20 protein-coding genes are annotated in these 21,974 nt (G+C 37.9%); 6 read left to right on the top strand and 14 right to left on the bottom strand.

The window, feature by feature from the left end:
- Positions 1–32: 32 nt before the first annotated feature.
- From rplB to WMO38_RS02305, 10 genes are all read right to left on the bottom strand, one after another.
- Complete coding sequence (gene rplB / locus WMO38_RS02350) at positions 33–875, bottom strand: 50S ribosomal protein L2 (protein ID WP_021865996.1); 843 nt, start codon at positions 873–875, stop codon at positions 33–35.
- Positions 876–930: 55 nt separating this feature from the next.
- Positions 931–1,230, bottom strand: coding sequence for a 50S ribosomal protein L23 (gene rplW, locus WMO38_RS02345; RefSeq protein ID WP_186835876.1), 300 nt, complete (start codon positions 1,228–1,230; stop codon positions 931–933).
- Positions 1,230–1,850, bottom strand: coding sequence for a 50S ribosomal protein L4 (gene rplD / locus WMO38_RS02340; protein ID WP_349161291.1), 621 nt, complete (start codon positions 1,848–1,850; stop codon positions 1,230–1,232). The genes rplW and rplD overlap by 1 nt, the downstream gene beginning before the upstream one ends.
- Positions 1,851–1,878: 28 nt before the next feature.
- Positions 1,879–2,514 (bottom strand): 50S ribosomal protein L3, encoded by a 636-nt coding sequence (rplC, locus tag WMO38_RS02335; protein ID WP_186835878.1) that lies wholly within the window; start codon positions 2,512–2,514, stop codon positions 1,879–1,881.
- A 188-nt stretch (positions 2,515–2,702) separates the two neighbouring features.
- Positions 2,703–3,017 carry a 30S ribosomal protein S10 gene (gene rpsJ / locus WMO38_RS02330; RefSeq protein WP_021865189.1) on the bottom strand — a complete coding sequence of 105 codons (315 nt, stop codon included), beginning with the start codon at positions 3,015–3,017 and terminating at the stop codon, positions 2,703–2,705.
- A 317-nt stretch (positions 3,018–3,334) separates the two neighbouring features.
- On the bottom strand, positions 3,335–4,018 hold the full coding sequence (locus WMO38_RS02325; protein WP_349161289.1) for an ABC transporter ATP-binding protein: 684 nt from the start codon (positions 4,016–4,018) through the stop codon (positions 3,335–3,337).
- 16 nt (positions 4,019–4,034) lie between these two features.
- Positions 4,035–6,929 (bottom strand): ABC transporter permease, encoded by a 2,895-nt coding sequence (locus WMO38_RS02320; RefSeq protein ID WP_349161287.1) that lies wholly within the window; start codon positions 6,927–6,929, stop codon positions 4,035–4,037.
- A 36-nt stretch (positions 6,930–6,965) separates the two neighbouring features.
- Positions 6,966–7,730, bottom strand: a complete 765-nt coding sequence (locus WMO38_RS02315; protein WP_349161285.1) for a hypothetical protein — start codon at positions 7,728–7,730, stop codon at positions 6,966–6,968.
- 216 nt (positions 7,731–7,946) lie between these two features.
- Positions 7,947–9,776, bottom strand: coding sequence for an ABC-F family ATP-binding cassette domain-containing protein (locus WMO38_RS02310; RefSeq protein ID WP_349161283.1), 1,830 nt, complete (start codon positions 9,774–9,776; stop codon positions 7,947–7,949).
- Positions 9,773–11,968: a SulP family inorganic anion transporter gene (locus WMO38_RS02305; RefSeq protein ID WP_349161282.1), complete on the bottom strand. Its 2,196-nt coding sequence runs from the start codon at positions 11,966–11,968 to the stop codon at positions 9,773–9,775. Before WMO38_RS02305 ends, WMO38_RS02310 begins: the two co-directional genes overlap by 4 nt.
- 238 nt (positions 11,969–12,206) lie before the next feature.
- On the opposite strand from WMO38_RS02305, the gene WMO38_RS02300 reads away from it, so the two are divergent.
- The gene (locus tag WMO38_RS02300) at positions 12,207–13,097 is read left to right on the top strand and encodes a class I SAM-dependent methyltransferase (RefSeq protein ID WP_021865765.1); all 891 of its coding nucleotides are present in this window, start codon (positions 12,207–12,209) and stop codon (positions 13,095–13,097) included.
- 85 nt (positions 13,098–13,182) lie between these two features.
- Here WMO38_RS02300 and WMO38_RS02295 read toward each other — a convergent pair whose 3' ends face one another.
- On the bottom strand, positions 13,183–14,499 hold the full coding sequence (locus tag WMO38_RS02295; RefSeq protein WP_349161280.1) for a putative ABC transporter permease: 1,317 nt from the start codon (positions 14,497–14,499) through the stop codon (positions 13,183–13,185).
- Between the two features lie 278 nt (positions 14,500–14,777).
- Here WMO38_RS02295 and nadA point away from each other — a divergent pair, with 278 nt between their 5' ends.
- From nadA to WMO38_RS02275, 4 genes are read left to right on the top strand one after another with little or no spacing between them, the layout of a single operon-like run.
- Positions 14,778–15,680, top strand: coding sequence for a quinolinate synthase NadA (gene nadA / locus WMO38_RS02290; RefSeq protein ID WP_349161278.1), 903 nt, complete (start codon positions 14,778–14,780; stop codon positions 15,678–15,680).
- A 39-nt stretch (positions 15,681–15,719) separates the two neighbouring features.
- Positions 15,720–17,051 (top strand): L-aspartate oxidase, encoded by a 1,332-nt coding sequence (locus WMO38_RS02285; RefSeq protein WP_349161276.1) that lies wholly within the window; start codon positions 15,720–15,722, stop codon positions 17,049–17,051.
- Positions 17,052–17,102: 51 nt separating this feature from the next.
- The gene (gene nadC, locus WMO38_RS02280) at positions 17,103–17,954 is read left to right on the top strand and encodes a carboxylating nicotinate-nucleotide diphosphorylase (protein WP_021865769.1); all 852 of its coding nucleotides are present in this window, start codon (positions 17,103–17,105) and stop codon (positions 17,952–17,954) included.
- 47 nt (positions 17,955–18,001) lie between these two features.
- Entirely contained in the window at positions 18,002–18,523 is a 522-nt protein-coding gene (locus WMO38_RS02275; protein WP_021865770.1) for a transcription repressor NadR, read from the top strand.
- Positions 18,524–18,590: 67 nt separating this feature from the next.
- On the opposite strand, the gene WMO38_RS02270 is transcribed toward WMO38_RS02275, so the two are convergent.
- Positions 18,591–19,415: a bacteriohemerythrin gene (locus WMO38_RS02270; RefSeq protein ID WP_186835887.1), complete on the bottom strand. Its 825-nt coding sequence runs from the start codon at positions 19,413–19,415 to the stop codon at positions 18,591–18,593.
- Between the two features lie 105 nt (positions 19,416–19,520).
- On the opposite strand from WMO38_RS02270, the gene WMO38_RS02265 reads away from it, so the two are divergent.
- The gene (locus tag WMO38_RS02265; protein WP_021865772.1) at positions 19,521–20,090 is read left to right on the top strand and encodes a thiamine phosphate synthase; all 570 of its coding nucleotides are present in this window, start codon (positions 19,521–19,523) and stop codon (positions 20,088–20,090) included.
- 5 nt (positions 20,091–20,095) lie between these two features.
- Here WMO38_RS02265 and thiM read toward each other — a convergent pair whose 3' ends face one another.
- Together thiM and thiW are read right to left on the bottom strand one after the other, a co-directional pair.
- On the bottom strand, positions 20,096–20,926 hold the full coding sequence (gene thiM, locus WMO38_RS02260) for a hydroxyethylthiazole kinase (protein ID WP_021865773.1): 831 nt from the start codon (positions 20,924–20,926) through the stop codon (positions 20,096–20,098).
- Positions 20,919–21,653, bottom strand: a complete 735-nt coding sequence (gene thiW, locus WMO38_RS02255) for an energy coupling factor transporter S component ThiW (protein WP_021865774.1) — start codon at positions 21,651–21,653, stop codon at positions 20,919–20,921. The genes thiM and thiW overlap by 8 nt, the downstream gene beginning before the upstream one ends.
- Positions 21,654–21,974: the final 321 nt, after the last annotated feature.

Here is a 21,974-nt window from a genome sequence, read left to right as displayed (position 1 = left end):
ATCTTAATCTTGATTGTTTACAGTTTTATTAATTACTTAATAGCCTTGCCGTCTCTTCTTCTGATAATCAGCTTATTAGACTGCTTTTTCTTCTTACGAGTCTTAAGACCCATAGCTGGCTTGCCCCAAGGTGTCATAGGTGATGGACGACCAACAGGTGCTCTACCTTCACCACCACCGTGTGGATGGTCATTAGGGTTCATAACAGAACCACGAACTGTAGGTCTGATGCCCATATGTCTCTTACGACCGGCCTTACCAAGATTAATCAGGCTGTGATCACCGTTTCCTACTACACCGATTGTTGCACGGCAAACGATAGGAACCATTCTCATCTCACCAGAAGGTAAACGAAGTGTTGCATACTTGCCTTCCTTAGCCATTAACTGAGCTGAATTACCAGCTGAACGAACGAGCTGTCCGCCCTTGCCAGGATATAACTCAATATTGTGTACCTGAGTACCAACAGGGATTTCTGAAAGTGGTAAGCAGTTACCAATTCTAACCTCTGCACCTGCACCATTCTGAACTGTCATACCATCTGTAAGACCCTGTGGTGCAAGAATATATGATTTTTCGCCATCTGCGTAGCAGATTAAAGCGATATTTGCTGTTCTGTTTGGATCGTATTCGATACCAATAACCTTTGCAGGAATTCCTTCCTTATTTCTCTTGAAGTCGATTAATCTATACTTCTGTCTGTTTCCGCCGCCGTGATGTCTTACAGTGATTTTACCCTGATTGTTACGTCCGGCTGTCTTCTTCTTAGAAGCGAGTAATGATTTCTCTGGTGTCTTCTTTGTGATTTCTGAGAAATCAGAACCAGTCATATTTCTTCTGGAAGGTGTATATGGGTTATATGTTTTAATTCCCATTATATTCTCTCCTTTCGAGTTGTGTAATATTGTTTTCTACACTGTTGCGTATATTTTAGAGGCCTTCAAAGATTTCGATATCTTTGCTGTCTTCTGTGAGCTGAACGATTGCTTTCTTTGTCTTAGCAGTCATACCTTCAACTCTGCCTCTTCTCTTTTTCTTACCAACGCTGTTCATTGTGTTTACTTTAGCAACTTTTGTTCCTTCAAACATCTTCTCAACAGCTTCTTTAATCATTGACTTATTTGCTTCAGGATGTACAAGAAATGTATATTTCTTTGTAGCCATATCAGCCATTGATTTCTCTGTGATAACAGGCTTGAGGATTACATCATAATACTGTACGTTTGCCATTATGCATACACCTCCTGGAGTTTCTCTACAGCAGCCTTAGTAACAACGAGAGTATCATACTTTAATACATCGTATGTGTTAATCTCATTTATAGCTGAAACTTTAACTGTAGGAATATTTCTTCCTGAAAGAACAACGTTCTTGTTCTCGCCCTCGAGAACTACGAGTGCCTTAGAAACCTTTAAGTTGTTCATAACTTCTGCGAATTTCTTTGTCTTGATTTCATCAAGTTTGAACTCATCAAGAACAACAATCTTGTTGTCAGCAACCTTTGAAGTTAAAGCTGAAAGAAGAGCAAGCTTCTTTTCTTTCTTGTTCATCTTGAATGAATAATCTCTTGGCTTTGGTGCGAATACGATACCGCCGCCAGTCCACTGTGGAGCTCTTGTAGAACCCTGTCTTGCATGACCAGTTCCCTTCTGTCTCCAAGGTTTTCTTCCGCCACCAGAAACTTCTGAACGTGTCTTTGCGCTCTGTGTTCCCTGACGATTATTTGCAAGCTGGTTTACTACAGCCATGTGTACAAGATGTTCGTTAATCTCAACACCAAATACAGCATCGTTTAATTCGATAGAACCAACTTCCTTGCCTTCAATATTGTAAACAGATACGTTTGCCATCTGTGTGGTCCTCCTTCCTTAGCAAAAACTACTTTGCAGCTTTTACTGTTTCTTTCAGTGTTACTAATGATTTCTTAGGTCCAGGTACTGCACCTTTTACTAAGATTACGTTGTTTTCAACATCAACTCTTACTACTTCGAGATTCTGGATTGTGATTCTCTTTGAACCCATATGTCCAGGCATTCCTTTTCCCTTGAATACTCTACCAGGTGTTGTTGCTGATCCGTTTGAACCCTGATGTCTGTGGAATTTAGAACCGTGAGCCATAGGTCCTCTTGACTGGCCCAATCTCTTGATTGCACCCTGGAAACCTTTACCCTTTGAAATAGCAGTTGCGTCAACTTTGTCTCCTGCAGCAAAGATATCAGCCTTGATTTCATCTTTAACTGAATACTCTGAAGCATTTTCAAACTTGAACTCTCTTACAAATCTCTTGTAAGGAACCTCTGCCTTGTCAAAATGTCCTTTAACAGGCTTGCTGACTAACTTTTCTTTAATATCAGCGAAACCTACCTGAACTGCATCGTAACCGTCGTTTTCTACAGTCTTAACTTGTGTAACAACACAAGGACCTGCCTGAAGAACAGTTACAGGTGTTAAAACACCGTCTTCATTGAAGATTTGAGTCATTCCGACTTTTGTAGCTAAAATTGCTTTCTTCATTGATCTTCCTCCTGTTTTAATCTACAGCGGACAAGATGATATGCCTGATTAAACATATGCACAGCGCATCCTGTCATCCTAGAACAGCTAATATAAGTGGAACCTGCACCACTGTTGCCAAGTTGCTTCTATATTAAACCCTTAGGATTAATGCTCTTAAAAATAATGAAAAAAAGTTTAAGGAATGATTAGTTCATAACCTTAAGATTGATGAATACACCAGCTGGCATCTCTAACTTAGATAATGCATCTACAGTCTTCTGTGAAGGTGTTAAAACATCGATAAGTCTCTTATGAGTTCTCTGTTCAAACTGCTCTCTAGAGTCTTTGTACTTGTGAACAGCTCTAAGAATTGTAACAACTTCCTTCTTTGTTGGAAGAGGTACCGGACCACTCACCTGAGCTCCTGTTTTCTTAACTGTTTCGATGATTTTCTTCGCAGACTGATCAACTAACTGATGATCGTAAGCTTTCAGTGTAATTCTTATTACCTGATTTGCCATAAAAAAAGTCGCCTCCTTTTCGCACTTTATAATGTAAGTACGACAAGCGGTGACTGTACACACTCCCACGCGTATCGAAAATTCTCATCTCAATAACTGCGTGTCATCTCTGCTCATGCAGATGATTAATATTTGTACAGTGACTTGTCGCCAGGTTCATCTGCCGGTTAATACCGGCCTTGACATTCGCTCCACGGAAAACCTGCCTTGCGGCAGCAACCTCACGCTTCTACGCTATCAATGTCACAGCAAGTGATAGTATACATGATAAGTTTGATAAAATCAATAAATTTTATTGTTCTTTTTTTAGTACAATATTAATATAATTTTCCTTCTTTCACATTGCCGTCTACAATTGTAAGAACTCTGTCTGCATGGTCTGCCATCTGCATATCGTGCGTCACCATTATTATTGTCTGGTTATATTTTTTTGATGCCATTGAAAGCATATCTGCAACTATTTTTGCACTCTCGGCATCAAGATTGCCTGTAGGTTCATCTGCAAATATTACGGCTGGATGCGTGGCAATTGCCCTCGCAATTCCCCCACGCTGCTGTTCGCCACCCGACATCTGTGAAGGATATTTTCCTTTACAATGTGATATTCCAAATGATTCAAGTATTCCATCAATCTCTTCTTCAGGTGCATTCTTATTGTCAAGTGCAAACGGAACTACAATATTTTCATACGCTGTAAATTCAGGAAACAGGCTGTAATCCTGATATATAAAGCCTATCTTCTCACGCCTGAACTTTGAAAGCTGTTTATCTTTCATCTCAAACACATTCATCCCTTCAATTTCCACAGTTCCTTCATCAGGTCTGTCCATAGTTCCTATTATCCTTAAAAGTGTAGACTTGCCCGAACCGCTCTTTCCAACTATAGCCGTAAACTCCCCCTTTTTAAATAATACATCACTTTTCTTCAAAGCCTCTACATCAACCGAACCTGCATGGTATGTTTTTGAAATTCCTGCTGCATTTAAAATTATATTTTCCATAATAACCACAACTCCTTTATATTTTCTTAATCTGACTTCTGTATACAATAAACTGAATTATCATCTGAAGTGGAAGCGTAAATACGCACCACAGCGATTCACGCAACACTTCTATCATAAATATGCGGACAATTCTTGACCTGCCGGCCCCCAGTCTTTTTAACAGTACTATTTTATCAGTCCTGTTCTCAATCCGGTTCTTTGTAAGCACCGTTATAATAAGAAGATTAATTATAATTACCGCCAGCATTGTTATGCCATATTCAAGAAATGCATTAAGCACATTCGTGCGGTACTCGCTTTTAAGCTCAGAATTGGTTGTAAATATTACATCATTTGACTTGCAGTAAATCTGTACAATATTATCAGTTGCCGAATAAGAAGCAGCAATATTATATTTTATTGTAAATGTATTATCTTTAAGTTCACACTTCAATTCTTCCGGCAATTCTTCGCCGTAAATTTTTTCAAGAAGTTCATTCTGTTTTTCACATTCTGTCTCAGCGAGTTTCTTGGATGCAACTGCTGTATAATATCCAAAATCCGGAATAATGTCTTTTAGTTCATTTTTTATTTCATCAGTGACATACACAACTCCTGCAGCTTCAGGTGATACGCATGTACCATATTTCATATCATATTCCAGACCGAGATATTCCGATGAAGCCCCATATTCTGTTCTTAATAAACTCTGATAAGTTCTTCCTCTTTCTGATGTCACAAGCTGATAGGCATATATCTTATCCTCAAGATGTTTTTCAATTGCAGCATCGTAAAAGAAATTATATTCTACATCATCTTTACCTCTATCAAATATATTAAAATAAGAACTAGACGACATCTTTCTATCTGCTCCCGGAAGAAGCACATTATAATAATGAAAGTTTATTTTACTTCCTTCCTTTATAGAATCGTCATACTGCTCATATGGATTCTTATCAACAAACACAATTATCTTTTCTCCATCAGCAAATGAATCATAGTCAAATCCGCTTCCTGCATACTGTTTTAATCTGTCATATAATATTTTGTCCGCATCAAGATAATATGTTGTATAAAGATATTTATCTGCATATCCAATCATTTTATCTTTTGAATTGGATGAAGATTTTGAAAAACGTCTTGCCCCCATTTTTTCATAATCCATACTATCCCAGGTCCAGTTACGCATAGACTCAAAACATGAATATGTTATACTCTCTACTCCATTTAACTGTTCTACTTTATCAAGAAATGATTTATCTATTCCTTTTAACAGACTTGTATTTCCGGGTTTACAATATATATCATGTGCTGTTATATCGAGTTGTCTTACCACCTCTTCATTAGATTTTGCATAAGTATATATGCCGTTCTTTGCTTTTTCGTTACTCTCCTGCTCTTTTGTGATATACTCATCTCTTGTAATAAGCGGTATCTGTTTCTGAAGAAGATACTTCATTGTATCCATATTGCTGTTGTCTATATAATTTTCCAAAGAATACTTTGTAGTCATTGGAAGTGTATATTCAAGGCTCCTGTCTGACTGCTGGAAACCAGTCATATCATACATATTCTCAATGGACTTATAATCTTTAACTGCATTGCTTATATTAAGGAAGCAAAAAATTATAACCGCCGTAACACCAAGGGAGAAAATCCGGACACCAAGTCTTTGTCCCAATCCACTGCTTCTTGATATTCTTACCTGCATCTGCCATGTAAGATTATTCTTTTTAAGCTTTCCTTTATAATTATAAGAAACTTTTGATTTGCTTTTCTTCCTTGAATTCTCTGTCCAGACACCTGAACTTTTCCTAATCATGCTTACATTGACAAGCTCTGACATAACAATTGCAATTAATATAGTCAGAATACATTTAAAAATAATGGCCGCTGTAATCTTAAAAAATGAAATTCCTTTATACCACTCAAGATACCAGCACAAAGCTCTCGCACCAAACATTGCAATAAAACTTCCAAGCACACCCGCAGCAACCAGTATTGTGACATTTTCCACAAGACGCATCATATGTACCTGTTTTTTTGACGCACCTATAAGCTGTATTCTTTTATAAAATCTGTTTCTGCCATGCTGATAACCTATAACCTGATAAGTAAGGGATGCAACTCCGATTATCATTACAAGTATGTAAATATAATTATAAATATCTTTCGGTCCCCACGCCTCAAAATCATACACACTTGTATTATAGAAAATCTTTGATGTTATGTTGCCCTGAAGTTCATTATAAATACTGTTGTAATCCTTATTTCTTACTGTATTTTTAAGACTGTACAGCCACACTTTGGATTCTTTTGAATCAAGCTGTTCACACGCTTCCTTCGTTATTACTCCGCATGGGATATATTTTCCGTATTCCCATACATCTGAATAATCTCCGAACACACCGCAAAGTGTGTATACAGCCTGTCTTTCCGGGTCCTCACGGCTTTTATTGTCATTCTGATAATATTTTATTACTATTTCCTGTCCCAACTGACCGTTATATCCGAGTTTTGCGAGCGTCGTCCAGTCACAGGCTATCTCATTTTCATTTTCAGGCAATCTTCCTTTATCAAGTTCTATATTAGCCTGTTCCATAAACTCAGGTGTCATGTAACCTATACACCCTCTTGCCTTGTCCCAGTTTCTGTTATAAATTGTACCGTATACTCCGGCTTCTACAGGTTCATCAAGATAAATACTATCTTTCAAGGTATTGTATGGCTCTCCACTGCTTTGCATTACAAACCAGCTTCCGAACCTCATAAAATTCTCCGCCACCTGCCATTGATACATATTTTCCTGAAAAAGCAATATACATGTTATAAAAAATGATGCCAGCATTGTCGCTATACACACACCGGCTACTTCTTTTTTTCTGTGCCACATCCCTCTGTAAAAAAGTTTTGAAAGCTTCTTATTCATAAATCAGCCCCGCCTTTCGTCATTTTGTGATACACCTCATTCAAACTCAACTTCGTAAAACGTATAATGTGTAAATGTGTTATTGTTATATGTCTTTATCTTGTAATATTTTGTCTCGGCAGTTCCGTCAGTATATGTCGTGTCTATTCTTATTACTGCTTTATTCAATTCTTTACAGAACTTGACATTCAAATCATTGTAGCTGGTCGCACTTGAATTTTCATCTCCGAACAGTACAATTATCGGTCTGTGAGTATCACCATTTTCTATAATCTGTTTGTCTGTCCCATTTACCTTAAAAATATCATCAGCCTCTGATATTCCTATCTTATCAATAGTTTCCTTATAAGAATCTCCGAGCTGTTTAATATAACCTTTTGCGTTATATAATGAATACTCTTTTTTTACCATCTTATCGTCTCTGTCCACATACGGCAGTGCCACATACTTATACCAGCAGGTTCTCTTTTTATAATCAAATGACCTGTCACCAATAAAAAAAGATTTATCCGTTCTCAGTGAAAATGATTCCTGCCTGATTTCCGTCTCTGATTTAACCTTTTTTTCAATCAATGGATATGTGACAATCATTTTCTTTGTCTTAAACTCATGATACCTGATGCCGTCTTCCTCAAAATCTCTCTCCTCAACATCCGACGCCAACACTATCTTTTCAAGATATTCGTCACCAAGTGTCATATCCTCCGGAACTCTTTTACGTTTTTCGCATCCCGTTCCTGCTAATATCATCCCGATTGCAAGAACAAGACAACTCCCCCTGATTAAAAATCTTCTTTTCATAAATACCTCTTTTCCCTTTAAACTCCCCATACAATTTAAAGATTTTAAAATTGCAGATTGAATTTTGCTCTTCTAAATCTATATACGAAGTATTTTATTTTTTAGTTGTAAAATGTTTATATTTTTTTAACATTTAAAAACCGGCCGCAAAAGCCAGATTTTACTGACTTTACGACCGGTTTCTGATATTATATATAATTTTATTTTTGAAAATTTTTAATTCTGCTTCTGGGCTTCTATCTTTTCTGCAAGGTCGTTAAGATACACCCATCTGTCCATCTTGTGTTCAAGCTGTGCTTCAACATCCGCTTTTTCCTGCATCAGTTCATTCAACCTGCTGTACTGTGTTGCAGCACCTGCAATCTCACCATCAAGTTCCTCAATTTTTGACTCAAGTGATGCAATATCATCATCTATCGTATCATATTCTTTTTGCTCGGCATATGTAAACTTCAGCTTGTTTTCTCTTTCCTTATAATACTTTTTAGGTTTTGCAGATGTCGTATCACCAGATACAGCTTCTTTTACTGACTGTACGGCACCATCAGATGCAATACCGTTTTCTGCCTGTTTTTTCTCATAATAATCCGAAAAACCACCCTCGTACTGCTTTAATCTGCCACCGCCCTCAAATGAAAAGATACGGTCAACAGTTCTGTCAAGGAAATATCTGTCATGCGAAACCACTATAACTATTCCTGCAAATCCATCAAGATAATCTTCTAATATTTCAAGTGTCTCAATATCAAGGTCATTAGTCGGCTCATCGAGTATAAGGACATTAGGTGCACTCATAAGCACGCTTAAAAGATACAGCCTTCTTTTCTCGCCACCGGACAGCTTGGATATTGGTGTCCACTGGCTCTTTGGTCCAAAAAGAAACTTCTCGCACATCTGCGAAGCAGTAGCTTTTCCTGTAGCTGTTGTCACATACTCTCCTATGCTTCTTACAAATTCAAGAACAGTCATCTTTTCATCAAGAGGTTCATTTTCCTGCATAAAATAGCCAATTCTTACAGTATCGCCAATCTCCACACTGCCCGAATCAGGCTTAAGATTGCCTGTTATTATCTTCATAAGAGTAGACTTGCCACATCCGTTTTTTCCGATTATGCCGATTCTGTCATCACGCAGAAAAATATATGTAAAATCATCTATCACTTTCTTTTCTCCAAAGCTTTTACATATATCTGACAATTCTATAGTCTTTTTGCCAAGACGCGTGCTTACAGAATTCATTTCAAGTGCTTTATTTTCAAAGCTTGCTCTTGCCTGCCTTGACGCTTCTTTCATATCTTCATATCTGTCAATTCTTGCCTGCTGTTTTGTCGAACGTGCCTGACAGCCGCGTCTTATCCATTCAAGTTCCCGGCGTAAAATATTGGCACGTTTAGCTTCCGTCGCACGCTCCATCTCCTCACGCTGGGTTTTTAACTCAAGAAACCCGGAATAATTTGTATCGTAACCATATAATTTGCCACCGTCAAGTTCAACAATCCTGTTTGTTACATTATCAAGGAAATACCTGTCATGCGTTACCATTATAAGTTCGCCCTTGAATTTCTTAATATATTCTTCAAGCCATATAACCATATCACTGTCAAGGTGGTTGGTAGGCTCATCAAGTATAAGAACCTCGGCAGGTGACACAAGTGTTCTTGCAAGTGCAATCCTTTTTCTCTGTCCGCCGGAAAGAGTATTGATTGCAGCGTCAAAATCAGTTATTCCAAGCTTTGTAAGTATTGTCTTTGCCTCAGCTTCACTTGCATTATTTTTATCTTTAATAACATAACCCACAATCGTATCACCCGGATTAAACTGCGGTGCCTGTGCAAGATATGACACTGTAACTCCACGCCCGGAAACAATTTCTCCCGCGTCAGGTTCCTCAATTCCTGCAATAATTTTTAAAAATGTTGATTTTCCTGTACCATTTACGCCGATAACGCCTATTTTGTCGCCTTTATTTACGCCAAGCACGACTTTATCAAACAATACCTTTTCACCATATGTTTTACTGATTTTTTCTGCATTTAAAATATTCATGATTCACTGTCTTCTCCGTGATTATAAAGTTCCTTTAATTTCTCTGCAAGTTTTGGATCACTCTTTTCAAGCTTTTCTATATGCTCTTTTCTTACCTGTATCATATGTTTATAAGCCTTAGGGTTGGCATTTTTAAAATGTGCTGCCATCTTTCTTCTGTGTTCATGAAGTGCCTTGATAGCTTCCGGATTAAGGCTCTGAAGCTTCTTCTCAACAACAGCACGCCTCTCTTCAATTCTTTCCTCAAGCTGTTTTGGATCATGATGTCCTCGCTGTGCTATTTCTGACAGATGCATCTCAAGTCTGTCAAGAAGTTCATCTTCATCAAACAAACCGATACGTCCCCATGACGCATGCTGCTCAGCATCTTTAATAATACCTTTTTCATCTATATCGCCATCAGCAACTTTTCCGGCAACTTCAAGTGCAAGTTTTTCCATCCGTTCATCAGCATCATCCCCGAAAGCCCATTCAAACTCGGCAAGTTCATCATTGCTCTCAAGCACTGTGTCCATAGGAGTCATGCCATCCCTGTCTTCAAGCGGATATGGTCTAACTACTCCGGCGTCTCTTAAAGCTAATGAAATGGTTCTTCGCACAGCACCTTTTTCAATAAGCTCACCGGCTCCAAGCTTTCTTAGCAGATCATTTACTGCACCGACATGCTCGGTTATGTAAAATTTTATTCCTTTGTTTTCAAGCTTTCCTGCAAGAAGCACAAGTCTGTCTGCCGCGGTTATATCAATGCTTCCAATACCGCTGGCATCAACTATAACCCGCTTTGTGTCAGGCATTACCGCCTTTTCTATATCATTTACAAAAACATTGATATTTGCAAAAAACAAAGTACCGCTGAACCTGTAAATAACAGTATTTTTTACAGCATGTGCATTACGGTTTCTCTCCATATCATAAAAACCGTTCTGTCCCGGAATAACACCCAGAAGTCCTCTCGGCGGAACCGACGCCTTTATAATAACTGAAACAAATGAAAGCACAATACCAATTATAACGCCGTAAATAGTTCCAAAGATAAGAACACCAAGAAATGCTCCCGTAAATATTGCAAACTCTACTTTATCAGTCTTCCAGAGCTTCTTTGCCATTCCAAATTCAAGAATTCCTATAAGTGCCGCAATAACTATACCTGTAAGAACCGGAACCGGAAGATATGCAATAAATCCTGTTCCAAACATAAGAACAAGAAGCATTGTCACAGCAGCTACAAGAGACATCATCTGTGATTTAACGCCAAACTGCTCTGCAATACCCGTTCTTGATACACTACCGTTAAGCGGACAGCATCCGTTAAATGCGGCACAGAAATTAGAGACAGAATATGCAAGAATTTCTCTGTTATTTTGTATTTTGTAATCATTTTTTATTGCATAATTGCACGCAGTTAAAAGTGTAGATGACACAATTACAAGTGCAACCGTAAGACCAAGTGTTATAATCTGTGCCGGATGTTCTGACAATACCGAAAAATCAAGCATTTTAAACTTTGGAAGTCCCGGCTCAACCTTAGGAAGCAGTTTGACACCATATCTGTCAACATGAAATACTGCAGTGGACAATGCACCGACAAGCATCATAATTACTGACATTGGAAACTTTTTTGATATTTTTTTGCTTATAAGCACAACAGCAATCGTACCCACACCCATAATGAGTGAAAGCAGATTAAAACTTCCAAGCTGTGAAATTATGTGGCTTACAAGTTCAAATACTTCACCTGTTCCGGCTGTTCCACCAAAAAGCTTTGCAACCTGCATAAGTATGATTGTACATCCGATTCCCGATATAAATCCGCCAAGCACAGGCTTTGATATATAATTAACAAGCTTTCCCGCCCTTACTAAGAAGAAAAGCAGAAGCCAGCATGCAGTAACGAATGTTATGACAGGCACAACCCGCATCGCTTCTTCACTTCCTGATGCAATTCCAAGCGTTGCAATTGTTCCGCCGACAAGTGCCGCAGGAGCCGCATCAACACCAAATACAAACTGTGGTGATGAAGAGATAAGTCCAAACACTATTACAGGAAAAAGTGAACCATAAAGACCATATACTACAGGAAGCCCTGCTACCTGGGAATATCCCATGGAAATAGGGATTGATATAAGTGCAACTATAATACCTGATATTATGTCTTTCATCAGATATTCACGTTTATAATTCTTAAAATTCAAAATGTCCCTCCTACTATTTTTTGCAAGAGAAATACAGTTATCTATGCAGAATCCCTGTATCCTCTCTTTGTTTATGCGAAGTAATTTTTCTTTGTGTATTTTATTTTATATCATAATGGCTTACATGTCTGCAAATTTTTTATAAAAAATATCGTTCTGATTGTGCAAATGATTATTTTAATGTATACTGATAGCGGTATACTTTGTATTATTTATAAAATGAAAGGTAATAAATTTTATGTTTATCGCACAAAACTGGAAAGATTATGAAGTTATAGATACATCTGACAAAGAAAAACTTGAACGCTGGGGAGATTACATACTTGTAAGACCGGACCCACAGGTTATCTGGAATACTCCAAAGACTAACAAAGGCTGGAAGCATATGAATGCCCACTACCACAGAAGTGCCAAAGGCGGCGGCGACTGGGAGTTCTTTGATTTGCCAAAACAGTGGCAGATTTCATATAACAGTCCTTCATTTGACACGCCTCTAATATTTAACCTGAAGCCGTTCAGCTTCAAACACACAGGCCTTTTCCCTGAACAGGCTGCTAACTGGGACTGGTTTGGCAAACTTATATCAGATGCAAAAGCTGCAGACCCTGAAAGAACAATCAAGGTTTTAAATCTTTTTGCTTATACAGGCGGTGCAACACTTTCATGTGCTGCTGCCGGTGCAGCCGTAACACATGTAGACGCTTCAAAAGGCATGGTGACATGGGCTAAGGAAAATGCCGCTTCAAGCGGACTTTCGGATAAGCCGATACGCTGGATTGTAGATGACTGTGTCAAGTTTGTAGAACGTGAAATCCGACGTGGCAATCACTACGATGCAATTATTATGGATCCCCCATCTTACGGACGCGGTCCTAAGGGTGAAATCTGGAAAATAGAAGATGCAATCCATCCGCTTGTATCTAAGTGTGCCGGACTTCTTACAGACAAGCCTTTATTTTTCCTTATCAACTCATACACGACAGGACTTCAGCCTGCAGTTTTAAGTTATCTTTTAAATACCGAATTAAAGAAATTTAACGGTCATGTTGACTCTCAGGAAGTCGGACTGCCCGTAACATCTAACGGACTTGTGCTTCCATGCGGAGCATCCGGACGTTTCTATCTGTAAATTAAATAAAAAGCAAGCCATGCACATGATGTAACTTTGGAATGTAATCCATGAATCACAACACTGCATGGCTTTTTTATACTCTTTATTGAATCTTCATATTAGGATAAATTCTTTCTATCAGCTTATCCTTATAAATGCTGTCACACATATGCTCAACAGGATTTGACGCTTCAACTCCGGCTTTTCTTGAAACATATCTGCCTATCGCTGCACCTGAAACAGCCATGTCAAGCACCATAAATATAACTATAATCCATGTCATTATCTTTCCCGCAACAGGTGGTATCTTTTCAAGTAAAAAGCTTGCCGCCGGATATAGAAGTTTTACCCATGCTATTGCCGCTATTCCCCAGTATACGCAAAAAAGGAGATTTACTCTTCCGTTAATATTATATGGAAGATGACTGTAATCCCAGAATACTGTTCCGAATACAACTTCCGTAAAAACAGAACAGCTATATTCATAAACTCCGCCGAGGAAAAAGCCTCCTGCAAATATAAAAAGCGGATTCTTATCCTTTAAAGGATAAAGCATGGCAGTTGCCAATGCACCTCCAAGTCCCCATACAATACTGAATGTTCCGTATATAAGACTGCTTCTGCTCATAAATACACCGGAAGTAGCCCACACAAACACAGTCTCAACCCAGTCTCCGATTAATGCACTAACAAAAAATATCCACACAAGCTTATCTATGCAAAGCCCCTTTGCAAATATTCTGTCCTTAGTCCTTCCAAAACCTACTTCGTCATTAATTTCCTGACCTATAAGTTCAGGAAATGCTTTATACATACGCCTTGAAATAATTTCATATGTTTTTCTTCCGAGCGTGCTCTTTGTCTTTTTGAGCGTGTCAGCCACATTACCATATATTCCGCCTGCATAATGCCATTTTAACATAGTTGCTGCTGTCACAAACAAATCAATTAAAAACACAACTATCGCAATAATCTCAAGAACTTTTACAACATTTACAGGAATAAGCGAATAGACAATGCACACCAGCGGATTGATAAGCCATACAGTAACTGCTGCCGTAAATCCCCAACCAAACACGCTGAATGCACATGTATATCCACCGACATTAAGCTTCATATCAGAATAATCCCAGAAACGTCTTCCTGTAATTCTCTTCAAAATTGCACCTGACGCATATTCCGTCATAAATACAATAACCATACATGTAATAAACTGATAAAGTGGGTAATCCCACAAATCATTAATATCAAGAAGAACTATAATCATAATAATTCCATACTGGATACTGAGTGGTCCATTAAGAAATCCTCTGTTTAAAATCTTTCCATATCTGATCGCAGCCACTGTCATATCAAAAATCCATCCGAGGAAAGAGTATACAAAAAATAAAAATATCAACTGAATAAACGTATATTGCATATTATATCTCCATTATAAATTAAAATTATAAAGCCGGGCCAGTGCCGTGTCTGCCTACACAGACATGTTCATATTATATAATAAAAACATTTTTACCACAACCAAAAATTATATTAATAAGTAGCTTTTTATTTACATCCAATACTCCGGTGTAAACTTTCTGTAAAGATATTTTTTAACATGTGTCTTGTCACATGTAAAGTCTTATGCTATAATCTCACGTAATATTTTAGCAAATACCAAAGGAGGCCGCCTCATTACCGGGGCTTTATTTAATTATGGATATTATTGAAGAAATCAACCGTCTTAAAAAAGAAAAAAATGCAGTCATTCTGTCTCACTACTATGTCGATGATGATGTCAAAGAAGTAGCCGATTATACAGGTGATTCATATTATTTAAGCAAAGTTGCAAAGGAGACTGATGCCGATATTATCGTTTTAAGCGGTGTGTCGTTCATGGGCGAAAGTGCAAAGCTTTTAAACCCTGAAAAAACAGTACTTATGCCCGACAGTCATGCTGACTGTCCGATGGCACATATGGCAACTGTTGAATACATAGAAAAAGTAAAAGAAAAATATGATGACATTGCCGTTGTCTGTTATATAAACTCAACTGCACTTTTAAAAAGCCACTCTGATGTGTGTGTAACTTCCGCAAATGCTGTAAAAGTTGTCAAAGCTCTCCCTAATAAAAACATTCTTTTTATACCTGACGAAAATCTCGGAAGATATGTTGCAAGCCAGGTTCCTGAAAAAAACTTCATTTTCAATCCGGGATTCTGTCCTATCCACAAAGGCATAAGTGCCGCAGAACTTGCCGAATGTAAAAAGAAGTATCCTGATGCCGAAGTTCTTACCCACCCTGAATGTACACAGGACGTGCTTGCACTCTCCGACTTCATCGGCAGTACATCAGGAATTATAAAGTATGCCGGAGAAAGCAAAGCCGCTTCATTTATCATATGCACAGAATGTGGCGTATTATACGAATTAAGAGAAAGATATCCTGACAAAACATTCTATACTGTCGGACTTCCTACATGTGTAAATATGAAAAAAGTCACTCTTGAAAAAATACTTGATGTCTTAAAAACCGGTAAAAATGAAATTTTCTTAGACAACGATTTAAAAGATAAAGCTCTTGCATCACTTGATAAAATGCTCGAACTTGCAAAATAAGCAGACATTAACACAATCGTTTGCAGAATGGAGATTATTATGCAGAATAATTCAAACCTGAAAAAAATCAATGCAGATATAGTTATAGCAGGCACAGGCGTTGCCGGAATGTATGCAGCACTCAGCCTTCCTGAGGATAAAAACATAATCATGATAACAAAATCAACTGCCGAAGAAAGCGATTCATTTCTTGCACAGGGCGGTATATGCATGTTAAAAAACGATAATGACTACGACAGCTACTATGAAGACACTATGCGTGCAGGCCATTACGAAAACAATCCTGAGGCTGTAGATATAATGATTCGTTCATCACAGGAGACAATCCGTGAACTTATAGGTTATGGGGTTGACTTCAAACATAATGAAAACGGCAGTCTTGCATTTACAAGAGAAGGTGCACATTCAACATCTAGAATTCTTTTTCACGAAGATATAACAGGAAAAGAAATCTCATCAAAACTGCTTGCACAGGTACGAAACCGTTCCAACATAACAATAATGGAAAACACTACAATGCTTGATATCATCGAAAAAGATAACACATGCTACGGCATCATTGCAGCCGATGAAAATGATACTCTCTATGCAATAACGGCACCGTACACATTATGGGCATGTGGCGGCATCGGCGGTCTGTATACACACTCAACCAATTACAGACAGCTCACAGGCGATGCACTTGCAATAGCCTTAAATCACAATATTGAACTTGAGCATCCTGATTACATACAGATTCATCCTACAACACTCTACTCTTCAAAACCCGGAAGACGTTTCTTAATCTCAGAATCCGTCCGCGGTGAAGGTGCCGTTCTTCTTAATGGAAAAGGTGAGCGTTTCACAGATGAATTACAGCCAAGAGATGTTGTTGCAGCAGCAATATTTAATGAAATGGAAAAGGAAAACAGCAATCACGTATGGCTGTCGCTTGCACCTATTGACGAAGCAGTGATACAAAATCATTTTCCTAATATATATGAGCACTGTCTTGAGGAAGGCTATGATGTCACAAAAGAACCTATTCCGGTTGTTCCTGCACAGCACTATTTTATGGGCGGCGTAAAAGTTAATATGAAGAGTAAAACAACAATGAATAACCTGTATGCAGCTGGTGAAACAAGCTGCAACGGCGTACATGGTGCCAACCGCCTTGCCAGCAACTCACTTCTTGAAAGTCTTGTATTTGCAAAACGTGCTGTCAATGACATGGATTTTGACAATACATCGCAGTGCCCGGATTTTATAATTGATAATATCAACACATCACTTTATACTAATAAAGAAGAAATCGCTGCAAACTACCGCGAATCTGTTTTAAATGAAATAGAACGTGCTAAAAATGAAACAAATGCCAAAAAATCAGCTTAAATATTATTTTTATAACAATAAATACCAATATTGCACGAAAGGATTTTTACCATGAATTCAATAACAATGAAATTAAATGCAGACCATCTGATACAGCAGGCTCTTGCTGAAGATATAACAAGTGAAGATATAACAACTAATGCCGTAATGCCTGATGCATGTCCGGGAGAAGTTGAACTTATATGCAAACAGGACGGAATAATATGCGGACTTGATGTATTTATGCGTGTGTTCAGCCTCCTTGATGAAAATACTGAATTTGATATGAAAGTAAAAGACGGCGACAAAGTTACAAAAGGCCAGCTTATGGGAGTCATAAAAGGCGACATAAGAGTCCTTTTGTCAGGCGAGAGAACTGCACTTAACTACCTTCAGCGAATGAGCGGAATTGCAACATACACAAGAAGTATCGCCGACCTGCTTTCCGGCTCCAAAACCCGTCTTCTCGATACAAGAAAGACAACTCCAAACAACAGAATCTTTGAAAAGTATGCCGTTACAGTCGGCGGCGGATACAATCACCGCTACAATCTTTCCGACGGTGTTCTCCTTAAAGACAACCACATCGGTGCAGCCGGAAGTGTCAGAAAAGCCGTTGAAATGGCAAGAGACTATGCCCCATTTGTAAGAAAAATCGAGGTTGAAACTGAAAATCTTGACATGGTACGCGAAGCTGTCGAAGCTGGTGCAGACATCATCATGCTTGACAACATGACACCTGAACAGATGAAAGAAGCTGTAAAAATAATAGACGGCAGAGCAAAAACAGAATGTTCAGGAAATGTAACAAAAGAAAATATTGACAGATTAATTAATATCGGCGTAGACTATATTTCAAGCGGTGCACTTACACATTCAGCACCTATTATGGATATTTCCCTCAAAAATCTTCACAGAATATAATTTTATTTTACATGAAATATTTATATAACGAAGAAATGTAGAAAGGCATGGTTAAAAATAAAATGAATGGAGAAGAACGTCGCAATAAAATAATAGACTATATTGAACACAGTCCTGTTCCTGTATCAGGCACTGCTCTTGCTAATCATTTCAGCGTGAGCAGACAGGCAGTTGTACAGGATATTGCTCTTCTTCGTGCTTCAGGAAATGATATCCTTTCAACAAACCGCGGATATGTTATCGCTCCAAAGCCAAAGGTTTTTACTCGCACATTTAAAGTTTCACACAGCGATGACCAGACTGCTGATGAGCTTTCTTTAATCGTTGATTTAGGCGGCAAAGTTCTCAATGTATTTGTTGACCACAATGTATACGGCCGTTTTGAAGCAAAGCTCGATATTACCTCAAGACGTGATGTCGCCCGATTCATTAAAGATGTGGAAAGCGGCAATTCATCACTTCTTAAAAATGTGACATGTAATGAACATTTCCACACTATCGAAGCTCCAAGTGAAGAGATTCTTGATGAAATTGAACAATCATTAAAGCAGAATGGATATATAAAATAAACAAAAACCGCAATTCCGGTATTTACTCCGGAGCTGCGGTTTTTATCATAAAATGATGTTCTATTTATTATTTTACCGGGATTTTTTTATCCATCTTCAAAATATGGTTTTTAAGCCATCCGAGAAGGAAATCTATAAGTTCGCAGAGGTACTCATGCTGGCTGTCATCAACCTCTTCCATATTAATTTCTGCAAGTCTTTCAACAAATGACTCATGTGCAAGTTTCTGTGCTGCAAGTCCCTCATAACCGATTTTTTCCATATAATTCTCTTCATCCTTAAAATGAAGTTCTGTATAATCTTTAAGTTCTGCAATAATAGAAACTATTGAATCATATTTATCTGCAAGAAACGGATTATTAATTACATCATATGTACGCTCAATAATCTCAAAAAGCTTTTTATGTTCATCATCTACAAAATCAATATCTGTTTTGTATTCATCTGTAAATTCAAACATGCTCTTTTTCTGATTGTCTCCCGCACCTGCCGGCTTTTCAGATATCATTTTGCCAATCATTATATCGCTGCCAAGAATATGATGATAAAGCCATTTTGCAAGGAATTTCACAAGTTCTGTAAGCTCTTTTACAGCCTCCTCATCTGTCATTGAATCAAAATCAACACCGGCAACTTTTGCCGCAAATGAAGCATGTTCTTTTTTCTGACGTGCAAGCTCCGGGTCACCTATCTTTTCCATATAAGCTTCCTCATGTGCAAAATGCTCTGCCGCATAATCTTTCAAATGATTAACAACATTTTTTACGGCAGGAACGCTTACCTGTCCATCGTTAAGCATTTTTGCTGCATCGTTTATCATCTTAAAAAGCTGCTCATGTTCTTTATCTATTGCTTCTATTCCAATAAGACAATCCTTAGTAAATGTATACATACTTATTATCTCCTATTCTGTTGTTTTTTATAATTTTATCCATTATAATCCATAAAGAAACATGTCGCAATAACAATTTTGTACCAGAAAGGCCGGTAAAATATTATGTATGAAAATATGATTGCAATAACTAACAGACATCTTTGTGATGAATTTTCTTATTTTGAACAATTACAATTTATCGCATCACTTCACCCAAAAGCAATAGTTCTCCGTGAAAAGGACTTATCACCGGAAGAATATGCGGAACTTGCCGGGAAAGCAATTGAAATATGCAATAATGAAAATGTAATGCTTATTCTTCACAATTTTTATGATGTTGCAATAAAATGTAATCACCCATTTATTCATCTCCCACTGCACATATTATCAGAACTTGACAAGCAGAAAGGCTCATTTTTTAAGATAAAAGGTACTTCCGTTCACTCTGTTGAAGACATGCTTCTTGCCAAAAAACTTGGTGCAGATTATGCATTTGCCGGTAATATTTACGAGACCGACTGCAAAAAGGGTCTTGCAGGAAGAGGACTTGATTTTCTAAAAAGTGTTGTTGAAATTGCAGATTTTCCTGTCTATGCGATAGGAGGAATAACGGCAGCACGTATGCCTGAAATTCTTCAGGCAGGTGCTGCCGGTGGATGTATGATGTCTGGTTTTATGAAAATGACACCGTAATAATGTTATTTATTGTACTTTTTTATCTTCGCCATCTGCGAAAACTTTTCTGAATCCATAAGGGAAAGTGAATCAATAAGACCGATATGATATGTGCCAAGTCCTCTGGAATCATCAGCCAGTTCGCCACTTATACCAAGCACTGCTGCTGCAAGCACACAAGCCGTAAGTGCATCTGTAACAGACATAAATACTGCTGTTATACAATTAAGTATACATCCTGTACCAGTTACATCTGCCATTCTGGATGAACCATTTGAAATATGATAAACTTCTTTTCCATCGCTTATAATATCTGTCTCACCGCTTGCCATAACAACACAGCCATTAGCAGCTGCATAATTCTTAACAATATAAGACATCTCTTCTATTGACTTTGGATTGGCTGAATCAACCTTATCCTTATCTGACACATCTATTCCAGATGATGCATCAAATCCCATTCCACATACCGCCTTTATCTCTGATACATTTCCCTTGATAACTGCCGGTCTGCACTGGGTAATATATTTCTTTGCAAGGTCTGCACGCATTTTACTGCATGTAACACCAACCAGGTCAATTACTGATGAAATACCGGCTTTGCATGCTGCTTTACCGGAAATCATAATTGACTCCGCTCTTGCATCAGTAATATTAGCAAGACTTACTGCAAGTGATTTTGACATTAATGTTATATTTTCCACTTCCAGCGGATGTTCTGCCATAATAGGCTTTGCTCCAAGTGCAAGCACTGCATTGGCACAGTCATTAATTGCAATCGGGCTTGTAATACAATGAATAAGCGGACTTTGGCTGTCAATTTTTCCTTTTACATCATTCCATTTATTATACATAAGATTCTTTTGATTCCTTCTTTGGTTTCTTCACGAACCAGAATACCACAGCTGCTATAATAAATACAGCAAAAACTATGTATTTTATAATTGAAACAAAACCTGTCGGATTTGTTACAAAATTATTTACAATTACAACTGTTGCAAGATATCCGATAAATCCAAGACATGCTATGCCAATTGCATCATTTGTGACAACATCTGAACCTTCATATACATTTGAACCAAGTGCTGTCTGGAATTTTGATAAAAGCTTTGCTTTCTGAAGCTGCTTTAAGAAAATAAATGCAATACTTCCTCCGATAAGTGTTCCTGCGATAAATGAAGGAACATAGAAAAACCATGTAAGACCTGTTTTTCCCCAGAATAATGTCATTACAGGATAAGAAACTATTGCACCGATGATACCTGTTCCTATTACTTCTCCTAAAAATGCACATATAAGCTTACCCTTTGAAAGACGGTAAAGCATACCTGAAAAAAATGCACCGAATATCGCTCCTGTAAGTGCAAGTGGCGGAATTCCCATAAATGCCATACGGATAATTCCGATTGCAAGTGCACAGATAAATGCATACCATGGTCCGAGCATAACAGCACATGTTACATTAATAAAATGTGCCATAGGACACATTCCCTCTACTCGAAGAATCGGTGAAATTACTACGCCGATTGCCACCATCATAGCAAGGAAAATAAGCTTTGTTAATTTTTGACTTTTGTTCATGTTTCTCCTCTTTTCCGCTGTATAGACGTATACCGGCTATGAGAAATACGCTTTGCAAATTGAAAAAGGATACGCCTTGCGACGTATCCTTAATATCTTCTATAATTTGTTCAGCTTATATGCAAACCATATCTTTTTGTAATATGTCTGCTGATTATAATTCACTCATAATATAGAACTTCCAGATATAACGATTACGCCAAAAACAGCTATTAAAATTATTGGCGGTCGATGCTCACATGCATCCTCTCAATCCGAAACACGGACTCCCATCGCTATACTTTCCATACACAGTACCAGGGCGCTCCCCCTCGTACCATA

Origin of the sequence: Lachnospira hominis (ex Hitch et al. 2025), assembly GCF_040096395.1 — a bacterium.
GTDB classification, from domain to species: domain Bacteria; phylum Bacillota; class Clostridia; order Lachnospirales; family Lachnospiraceae; genus Lachnospira; species Lachnospira hominis.
Note: the sequence above shows the minus strand (reverse complement) of the source record. Positions and strands in the feature narration are given on the sequence as shown.